Source organism: Klenkia sp. PcliD-1-E, from assembly GCF_024124375.1.
Taxonomy (GTDB): Bacteria; Actinomycetota; Actinomycetes; order Mycobacteriales; family Geodermatophilaceae; genus Klenkia.
This window is the reverse complement of sequence record NZ_JAMXRZ010000154.1, coordinates 1-8,574: the sequence shown is the minus strand read 5'-3', so window position 1 is coordinate 8,574 and position 8,574 is coordinate 1. Positions and strand designations below refer to the sequence as shown.

Sequence of the window (8,574 nt, the reverse complement as noted above, 5' to 3'; positions counted from 1 at the left end):
CGGCCAGCGCGGCTGGCCGGTGCTCGGCGAGCCCAGCAGCGGCACCTGGGGCGGCGCCACCTCCGTCCGCGGCACGGCGCTGCTGCTGGGCACCCCGTGGGCCGCCGCCCACCGGCCCGACCGGGTGCTGTTGGTCGGCCGGCCCACGCTGAGCCGGCCGGTCTCGGCACTGCTGGCGCACCCCGACGTCGTCGTCGACAGCGTCTCCCCGCACCCCCGCTGGCCCGACGCGGGCCGCAGCTCCAGCCGGGTCGGCGGCGTGCTGCCCGACCCGGGCGCGGTGCTGGGCGAGACCGACATCTCCGGCCACGTGGTGCCCGACGGCTGGGCGCAGGAGTGGGCCGGGGCCGCCGACCGGGTCGGCGCCGCGGTCGACCGGGTGCTGGACGCCACCCCCCGGCTCACCGCGCCCCGGCTGGCCCGCGACCTGGTCGCCGCGCTGCCCGCGGGCGCGCTGCTGGTGCTGGGCTCGTCGAACCCGGTGCGCGACGTCGACCGGTACGCGGTGCCGCGTGCCGGGCTGACGGTGCTGGCCAACCGCGGCGTGGCCGGGATCGACGGCACGGTGTCCACCGCCGTCGGCGCGGCGCTGGCCCACCAGGGTGCCGGGGGCGGGCCGGCGTTCGCGCTGCTGGGCGACCTGACGTTCCTGCACGACCTGCAGGGGCTGCTGCTCGGCGACGGCGAGACCGTGCCCGACCTGACCCTGGTGGTGCCCGACAACGACGGCGGCGGGATCTTCGCCCAGCTCGAGCCCGGCCGGCCCGAGCACGCCGCGGGCTACCGCCGGGTGTTCGGCACCCCGCACGGCCGGGACCTGGTCGCGGTCGCCCGGTCGCTGGGCTGGGCGGCCACCTCGGTGCACGACCCCGACGGCCTGCGCGGCGCCCTGGCGCTGGGCGGCCCGCGGGTGGTCGTCGTCCGGGGTGACCAGCGCGCGGAGGCCGAGCTGGCCCGCACCCTGCGCGAGGCGTCCGCCGCCGCGCTGGCCTGACCGCCGCGCCGACGGCGTGACCCGCTGCGCCGACGGCGTGGATCAGGTGCGACGAGGACCGTGCATCCTCCGCCACCGGCATCCGTGGCGGAGGATGCACACCGCTCGTCCCAGCTGATCCACGCCGGGGGGTCAGTCCTGCAGGGCGGCCTGGACGGCGGCGAGCTTGGCCTGGGTCTCGGCCAGCTCGGCCATCGGGTCGGAGTCGCCGACGATGCCGCACCCGGCGAACAGCCGGGCCTCGGCGCCGCCCGCCCCGCCGGTGAGCTGGGCGCAGCGCAGCGCCAGCCCGAACTCGCCGTCCCCCCGGGAGTCCAGCCAGCCGACCGGGCCGGCGTACCGGTCGCGGTCCATGCCCTCGACCTCGCGGATCAGCTCCATCGCCGCCTCCCGCGGGGTGCCCCCGACCGCGGCGGTGGGGTGCACCGCGGCCAGCAGCTCCAGCAAGCCGGGGGCGCCGGGCGCCAGGTGGCCGCGGACGTCGGTGGACAGGTGCCGCACGTTGGGCAGGGTCAGCACCGAGGGCCGGGACGGGACGTCGAGGTCCCGGCAGTGCGGCCGCAGCGCGGTGGCCAGGCTCTCGACGGCGTAGCGGTGCTCGGCGTGGTCCTTGGCGCTGCCGGCCAGGCCCGCGCCCAGGGCGGTGTCGGCAGCGGCGTCGGAGCTGCGCGCGGCGGTGCCGGCCAGCACCCGGGAGGACACCTCGTCGCCGGTGCGGCGCAGCAGCAGCTCGGGGGTCGCGCCCAGCAGGCCCTCGACGGCGTAGGTCCAGCAGGAGGGGAAGCGCGCGGCCAGCCGCAGCAGCAGCCGGCGGGGGTCCAGCGGGTGGTCGGCGCGCACCAGCACGTCGCGGGCGAGCACCACCTTCTGCAGGTCGCCGGCCGCGATCCGGTGCACGGCCTCGGCGACCCGGCCGCACCAGGTCACCGGGTCCAGCGCGCCGTCGGCGTAGACGAGCCGGCCGATGGAGGCGTCGGCGGCCTGCGCCGGGAACTCGGTGACCTCGGGGTGGTCGCCGCCGGCCACGGTCACCCACGTCTCGCCGTCCCGGCGGCCGAGCACCACGGCCGGGACGACGAACACCGACCGGCCGCGCTCGGGGTCGAAGGCCACCGAGCCGAACACCACCGCGCCCGAACCGGGCCGGCCCACGGGGTCGACCACGTCGGTGGCCGCGCAGCGCTGCGCCCACCACTCGGCCGCGCGCTCCAGCGCCCCGGGGCCGGTGACCTCGAACCGGTCGACCTCGCCCCAGCCGACCAGGCCCTCGCCGTCGCGGACCCAGGCCAGCGCGCCCTCGGCGGGCAGCTTGGTGAGCAGGTCGCTGCGCCGGCGGCCCAGCGGCGTGGTGACCACGCGCTGGGTCGTCGTCGCCGGGCTGCTCACCCGATCACGATAAGCACCGCGCCCGTATCGTCGTCGGGCGTGAGCGCAGGAGATCGGACACACGCCGGCTACCGGGCGACGCTGGAGAAGCGCCCCGCCGAGGTCGCCGCGATGTTCGACCGGGTGGCCGGCCGGTACGACGTCACCAACACCGTGCTCTCCGGGGGTCTGGACGCCGGCTGGCGGCGTGCCACCCGCGAGGCGCTGGGCGCCCGGGCCGGGCAGACCGTGCTCGACGTCGCCGCCGGCACCGGCGTCTCCACCGTGGAGCTCGCCTCCGGCGGGGTCACCGCGATCGCCTGCGACTTCTCCCAGGGGATGCTGCGGGCGGGCGCGCACCGGCCGGTGCCGATGGTCGCCGGCGACGCGATGGCGCTGCCCCTGGCCGACGCCAGCGTCGACGGCGTGGTGATCAGCTTCGGCCTGCGCAACGTCGCCGACACCGACGCGGCGCTGCGCGAGTTCCACCGGGTGACCCGTCCCGGCGGCACGCTGGTGGTCTGCGAGTTCTCGACCCCCACCTGGACGCCGTTCCGGACGGTCTACCTGGAGTACCTGATGAAGGCGCTGCCCGGGATCGCCCGGGCGGTGAGCAGCAACCCCGAGGCCTACGTCTACCTGGCCGAGTCGATCCGGGCCTGGCCGCCGCAGCAGCCGATGGCCGCCAAGCTGCAGGCCGCCGGCTGGGCCGACGTCGCCTGGCGCAACCTCACCGGCGGCGTCGTGGCCCTGCACCGGGGCAGCAAGCGGGGTTGACCCGACGTGACCCCGGGCACAGCCGGGTCATGACGTTCCCGCCCACACCCGACCCCGGTCCCGTCGAGCCGCCGCCCACCCCGGTCGACCCGGTGCCGTCGGAGCCCGCGCCGCCGTCCCCGGTGCCCAGCCCGACCGACCCGGTCGCGCCCCCACCTTCCTAGACTCCCGGCCGTGGCGACGCAGCAGCACGACGTGGTGGTCGCCGGGGCCGGTCCGGCCGGGTCGTCGGCGGCCTACTGGCTGGCCCGCGCCGGTCTCGACGTGCTGGTGCTGGAGAAGTCGCACTTCCCGCGCGAGAAGGTGTGCGGCGACGGCCTCACCCCGCGCGGCGTGGCCGCGCTGGCCGCGATGGGCATCGACACCGAGGACGACGGCTGGGTGCGGCACCGCGGCCTGCGGGTGCACGGCGGCGGCCAGGTGGTCGAGGTCGACTGGCCGCGGCTGGCCCGCTGGCCCGCCGGGGGGCTGATCCGCACCCGCGCCGACCTCGACGCCCAGCTCGCCCGGCACGCCGTCGTCGCGGGCGCCGAGATCCGGTTCGGGGTCACCGTCACCGAGCCGCTGCTGGACGACGCCGGCCGGGTGTGCGGCGTGCACACCGCCGACGGCGAGGAGCACCGGGCCACCCTGGTCGTCTCCGCCGAGGGCCTGTCCGGCCGGCTGGCCAAGGCGCTGGGCCTGACCCGCCGCACGGACGTGCCGCTGGGCGTCGCCGTCCGGCAGTACCTGCCGACCCCGCGCACGCACGACCCCTACCTGGACATCTCCTTCGACCTGACCGACCGCGGCCCGGACGCCGAGTCGATGCCCGGGTACGGCTGGTTCTTCCCGATGGGCGACGGGACGGCGAACGTCGGGTTCGGCCTGCTGGACACCCGGTACGCCGGCAGCGACGACACCCGCACCGTCTACCGCCGCTGGCTGGCGTCGCTGCCGCCGTCGTGGGGGATCGACCCGGAGGCGCCGGGCACCCCGCTGCGCGGCGCGGGCCTGCCCACCTCCCTGTCCCGCCGGCCGGCCTACACCCGCGGGCTGGTGCTGGTGGGGGACTCCGCCGGGACGGTGAACCCGTTCAACGGCGAGGGCATCAGCTACGCGATGGAGACCGCCCGCACCGCCAGCGAGGTCGTGCTGGCCGCGCTGGCCGCCCCCGCGGGCCCGGCGCGCGAGGCGGTGCTGCGGCGCTACCCCGAGCGGCTGCGGGCGGAGTTCGGCGCGCACCACCGGCTCGGCGCGCTGTTCCTGAAGGGCCTGGCCCGGCCGGAGCTGGTCCGGTTCGCCACCGCGCACGGCCTGAAGCGGCCGGCCGCGGTGTCGGTCGCGCTGCGGCTGATGGGCAACCTCTCCGACGGCCGGGGCGGCGACGCCGTCGACCGCACCCTCGACGTGCTGCACCGCCTCACCCCCTCCCGCTGATCTGCCCCTCCGCATCGGCCCGGTCCCGTCGGTGATCAGCCGGCCGTGCAGTGATCGGCTGCCCGTCACGCCTCGCTCCCGGCCGGTGGCTGCGGGTCCCGTCGCACGGCGCGTCGAGCGGCACGGACGGCGGTGAGGGTGCCCTGAGTTGCGGCGCGCCGGGAGGGGGTCCCTTCCGCTGACTGTGATCTCGGGCATAGGGTCGGACCGTGTCGACTTGTGAACCAATTCACAAGCGGGTCGGGAACCGGGGGAGGCGCTGATGCTCGCGACCTACGCGCCGCTGGTCGGGCTGTTCGTGCTGGCCGCCGGGTTCGCGCTGTTCTCGGTCACCGCGGCGCCGTTCATCGGCCCGCGCCGGTACAACTCCGCCAAGCTCGAGGCCTACGAGTGCGGCATCGAGCCGGTGGACCAGCCGCTGAGCGGCGGTCGCTTCCCGATCAAGTACTACCTGACCGCGATGCTCTTCATCGTCTTCGACATCGAGATCGTCTTCCTCTACCCCTGGGCGGTCGCCAACGACCAGCTCGGGGTCTTCGGTCTGGTCGAGATGGTCGTCTTCATCGCCACGGTCTTCATCGCCTACGCCTACGTCTGGCGCCGCGGCGGATTGGAGTGGGACTGAGATGGGCCTCGAGGAGAAGATCCCCAGCGGCGTCCTGCTGACCAGCGTGGAGAAGCTGGTCAACTGGACCCGCAAGTCCTCGCTGTGGCCGGCCACCTTCGGCCTGGCCTGCTGCGCGATCGAGATGATGGCCTCCGGTGCCGGCCGCTACGACCTGGCCCGCTTCGGCATGGAGGTCTTCCGGGCCAGCCCGCGGCAGGCCGACCTGATGATCGTCGCGGGCCGGGTCAGCCAGAAGATGGCGCCGGTCCTGCGGCAGATCTACGACCAGATGCCCGAGCCGCGCTGGGTGCTGGCCATGGGCGTGTGCTCGAGCTCGGGCGGCATGTTCAACAACTACGCGATCGTGCAGGGCGTCGACCACATCGTCCCGGTGGACATGTACCTGCCCGGCTGCCCGCCGCGGCCGGAGATGCTGATGGACGCCATCCTCAAGCTGCACCACAAGATCCAGCACGAGCCGCTGGGCCCCAAGCGCGCGGCGGCGCTGGCCGCGGCGCGGGCCGACGGCACGGCGAAGGACCTGCACGTCGAGATGCCCTCCACCGTGCGGGCCGACAAGCAGGCGCGGAAGGCCTACGAGGAGGCGGCCGCCGCCGGGCGCACCGGTCAGTTCGCCATCGAGCAGCGCGGCGGCAACGCCGTCCTGCTGCCGGGGGAGCGGCCGTGACCACGGCGGGCCAGGGCGGGGGAGCGTTCCGCACCGGCGCCTTCGGGGTCACCGGCAGCGGCGACACCTCGGGTTTCGGCGGACTGGTCCGGGTCGAGCCCGGCGGCGCGGTCGCGCTGCACTCCACCGACCGGCCCTACGGCGGCTGGTTCGACGAGGTCGCCGACGCCCTCGCCGACGCGGTCGGGCAGGCCACCTACGACGCCGCCGTCCGCCGGGTGCTGGTCGACCGGGGCGAGATCACCTGGTTCGTGCACCGCGAGCACCTGCTCGTCCTGCTGCAGGCACTGCGCGACGACGACGCGCTGCGCTTCGAGCTGTGCAGCAGCGTCAGCGGGGTCGACCACCACGACGCCGGCGGCCCTCCCGGCGAGCGGCTGCACGTGGTCTACCACCTGACCTCGATGACCTACCGCCGGCGCGTACGGCTGGAGGTCGCGGTCACCGCCGAGGACCCCCGGGTGCCCAGCGCCACCCGGGTCTACCCGACGTCGGACTGGCACGAGCGCGAGTGCTTCGACATGTTCGGCGTCGTCTTCGACGGCCACCCGGCGCTGACCCGGATCCTCATGCCCGACGACTGGGACGGCCACCCCCAGCGCAAGGACTACCCGCTCGGCGGGGTGCCCGTGGAGTACCACGACGCGACCATCCCGCCCCCGGACGAGAGGCGGTCCTACCGGTGACCACCACCGACCCCTACGCCGGCAGTCGCGAGACCACCGAGGGCCGCGTCTACACCGTCACCGGCGGCGACTGGGACCTGACCTTCGGGTCCGATCCGCTCGCCGAGGAACGGCTCGTGGTCAACATGGGCCCGCAGCACCCCTCCACGCACGGGGTGCTCCGGCTGGTGCTCGACCTCGAGGGCGAGACGGTCACCAAGGCCCGCGTCGTCATCGGCTACCTGCACACCGGCATCGAGAAGAACGTCGAGTACCGCACCTGGACCCAGGGCACGACCTTCGTGACCCGGATGGACTACCTGGCGCCGCTGTTCAACGAGACCGGCTACTGCCTGGCGGTGGAGAAGCTGCTGGGCATCGAGGTGCCCGAGCGCGCCACCACCATCCGGGTGCTGGTCATGGAGCTCAACCGGATCGCCTCCCACCTGGTCGGCCTGGCCACCTTCGGCATGGAGATGGGCGCGCTCACCGGCATGACCAATGGGTTCCGCGAGCGCGAGCTCGTGCTGGACCTGCTGGAGGAGATCACCGGGCTGCGGATGAACCACGCCTACGTCCGGCCCGGCGGCGTCGCGCAGGACCTGCCCGAGGGCATCGAGGCCAAGATCCGCGAGTGGCTGGCGATCATGCCCGAGCGGGTGGCCGGGTTCCACCGGCTGCTCACCGGCCAGCCCATCTGGCAGCGCCGGCTGCGCGACGTCGGCTACCTCGACGTCACCGGCTGCGTCGCCCTGGGCGTCACCGGCCCGATCCTGCGCAGCGCCGGCCTGCCCTGGGACCTGCGCAAGGTCGAGCCCTACTGCGGCTACGAGACCTACGACTTCGAGGTGCCCACCGCCGACACCGCCGACGCCTGGGGCCGCTACCTGGTCCGGATGGCCGAGGTCAACGAGTCGATGAAGATCATCGAGCAGGCGCTGGACCGGCTGCGGCCGGGCCCGGTCATGGTCGAGGACAAGAAGATCGCCTGGCCCGCGCAGCTCTCGCTCGGCGCCGACGGCATGGGCAACTCCCTGGACCACGTCAAGCACATCATGGGCCAGTCGATGGAGGCCCTGATCCACCACTTCAAGCTGGTCACCGAGGGGTTCCGCGTCCCTGCCGGGCAGGTCTACACCGCGGTCGAGAGCCCCCGCGGCGAGCTCGGCTTCCACGTCGTCTCCGACGGCGGCACCCGGCCCTTCCGGGTCCACGTGCGCGACCCCAGCTTCACCAACCTGCAGGCGACCGCGGCGATGAGCGAGGGCGGGATGATCGCCGACGTCATCGCGGCCATCGCCTCCATCGACCCGGTCATGGGGGGAGTCGACCGATGAGTGCGCTGCCCGGTGCCACCGAGGGGGTGGCCGGCCTGGACTCCGCGCCCGTGGAGGAGCCCGCCGAGGACCTGCCGCCGCTGACCGGGACGACCCGCGCCGAGTGCCGGGAGATCATGTCCCGCTACCCGGTGCCCCGGTCGGCGCTGCTGCCGATGCTGCACCTGGTGCAGTCCGTGCAGGGCTACGTCACCCCCGAGGGCGTCGCGCTGTGCGCGGACGTGCTGGGCCTGACCAAGGCCGAGGTCGGCGCGGTCGCGACGTTCTACACGATGTTCAAGCGCCGCCCCACCGGCCGGCACCTGGTCAGCGTCTGCACCAACACGCTGTGCGCCGTCCTCGGCGGCCAGCGGATCTACGACGCGGTGGCCGACGAGCTCGGCGTGCACCACGACGAGACCACCGCCGACGGCTCCATCACCCTCGAGCACGCCGAGTGCCTGGCCGCCTGCGACTACGCGCCGGTCGTCACCGTCGACTACGAGTTCTACGACCAGCAGGACGTCGGCTCCGCCCTCGAGCTGGTCGCGGCGCTGCGCCGCGGCGAGAAGCCCGATCCCACCCGCGGGGCGCCGCTGACCGACTTCCGCGGCATCTCCCGCCAGCTCGCCGGGTTCAGCCAGCACGCCGACGCCGCCGCCGAGCGCGCCGCGGTCGACGGGCCCAGCGCCGGCGTCCCCACCCTGCGCGGGGTCCGGCTGGCCGCCGAGCGCGGCGAGACC

General features: G+C 75.0%; 8 protein-coding genes and 1 pseudogene. 8 read left to right on the top strand and 1 reads right to left on the bottom strand.

Annotated features, from left to right (window positions below):
* Positions 1-994: thiamine pyrophosphate-dependent enzyme (locus NH342_RS20615; protein WP_253017827.1), on the top strand; the 994-nt coding region annotated here is incomplete at its 5' end.
* A gap of 132 nt (positions 995-1,126) precedes the next feature.
* Here NH342_RS20615 and NH342_RS20610 read toward each other — a convergent pair.
* Complete coding sequence (locus NH342_RS20610; protein WP_253017825.1) at positions 1,127-2,380, bottom strand: isochorismate synthase MenF; 1,254 nt, start codon at positions 2,378-2,380, stop codon at positions 1,127-1,129.
* Between the two features lie 39 nt (positions 2,381-2,419).
* Here NH342_RS20610 and NH342_RS20605 point away from each other — a divergent pair, with 39 nt between their 5' ends.
* The 7 genes and pseudogenes from NH342_RS20605 to nuoE all read left to right on the top strand — a co-directional run.
* Complete coding sequence (locus tag NH342_RS20605; RefSeq protein ID WP_253017823.1) at positions 2,420-3,136, top strand: demethylmenaquinone methyltransferase; 717 nt, start codon at positions 2,420-2,422, stop codon at positions 3,134-3,136.
* Between the two features lie 174 nt (positions 3,137-3,310).
* Positions 3,311-4,555 (top strand): geranylgeranyl reductase family protein, encoded by a 1,245-nt coding sequence (locus NH342_RS20600; protein ID WP_253017821.1) that lies wholly within the window; start codon positions 3,311-3,313, stop codon positions 4,553-4,555.
* A gap of 262 nt (positions 4,556-4,817) precedes the next feature.
* Positions 4,818-5,180 (top strand): NADH-quinone oxidoreductase subunit A, encoded by a 363-nt coding sequence (locus tag NH342_RS20595; protein WP_165640194.1) that lies wholly within the window; start codon positions 4,818-4,820, stop codon positions 5,178-5,180.
* Position 5,181: 1 nt separating this feature from the next.
* Positions 5,182-5,650: pseudogene (locus NH342_RS20590) on the top strand (NADH-quinone oxidoreductase subunit B family protein); the annotation flags it as partial.
* A 196-nt stretch (positions 5,651-5,846) separates the two neighbouring features.
* Positions 5,847-6,536 carry an NADH-quinone oxidoreductase subunit C gene (locus NH342_RS20585; protein WP_253017819.1) on the top strand — a complete coding sequence of 230 codons (690 nt, stop codon included), beginning with the start codon at positions 5,847-5,849 and terminating at the stop codon, positions 6,534-6,536.
* Complete coding sequence (locus NH342_RS20580) at positions 6,533-7,852, top strand: NADH-quinone oxidoreductase subunit D (RefSeq protein WP_253017817.1); 1,320 nt, start codon at positions 6,533-6,535, stop codon at positions 7,850-7,852. Before NH342_RS20585 ends, NH342_RS20580 begins: the two co-directional genes overlap by 4 nt.
* Positions 7,849-8,574, top strand: a 726-nt coding sequence (gene nuoE / locus NH342_RS20575; protein ID WP_253017815.1) for an NADH-quinone oxidoreductase subunit NuoE, incomplete at its 3' end; no start/stop codon positions are given. The genes NH342_RS20580 and nuoE, both read left to right, overlap by 4 nt.

Excerpts from the sequence above, each read along its gene's own strand:
- NH342_RS20595 (WP_165640194.1), top strand. The coding sequence starts at position 4,818 with ATGCTCGCGACCTACGCGCCGCTGGTCGGGCTGTTCGTGCTGGCCGCC.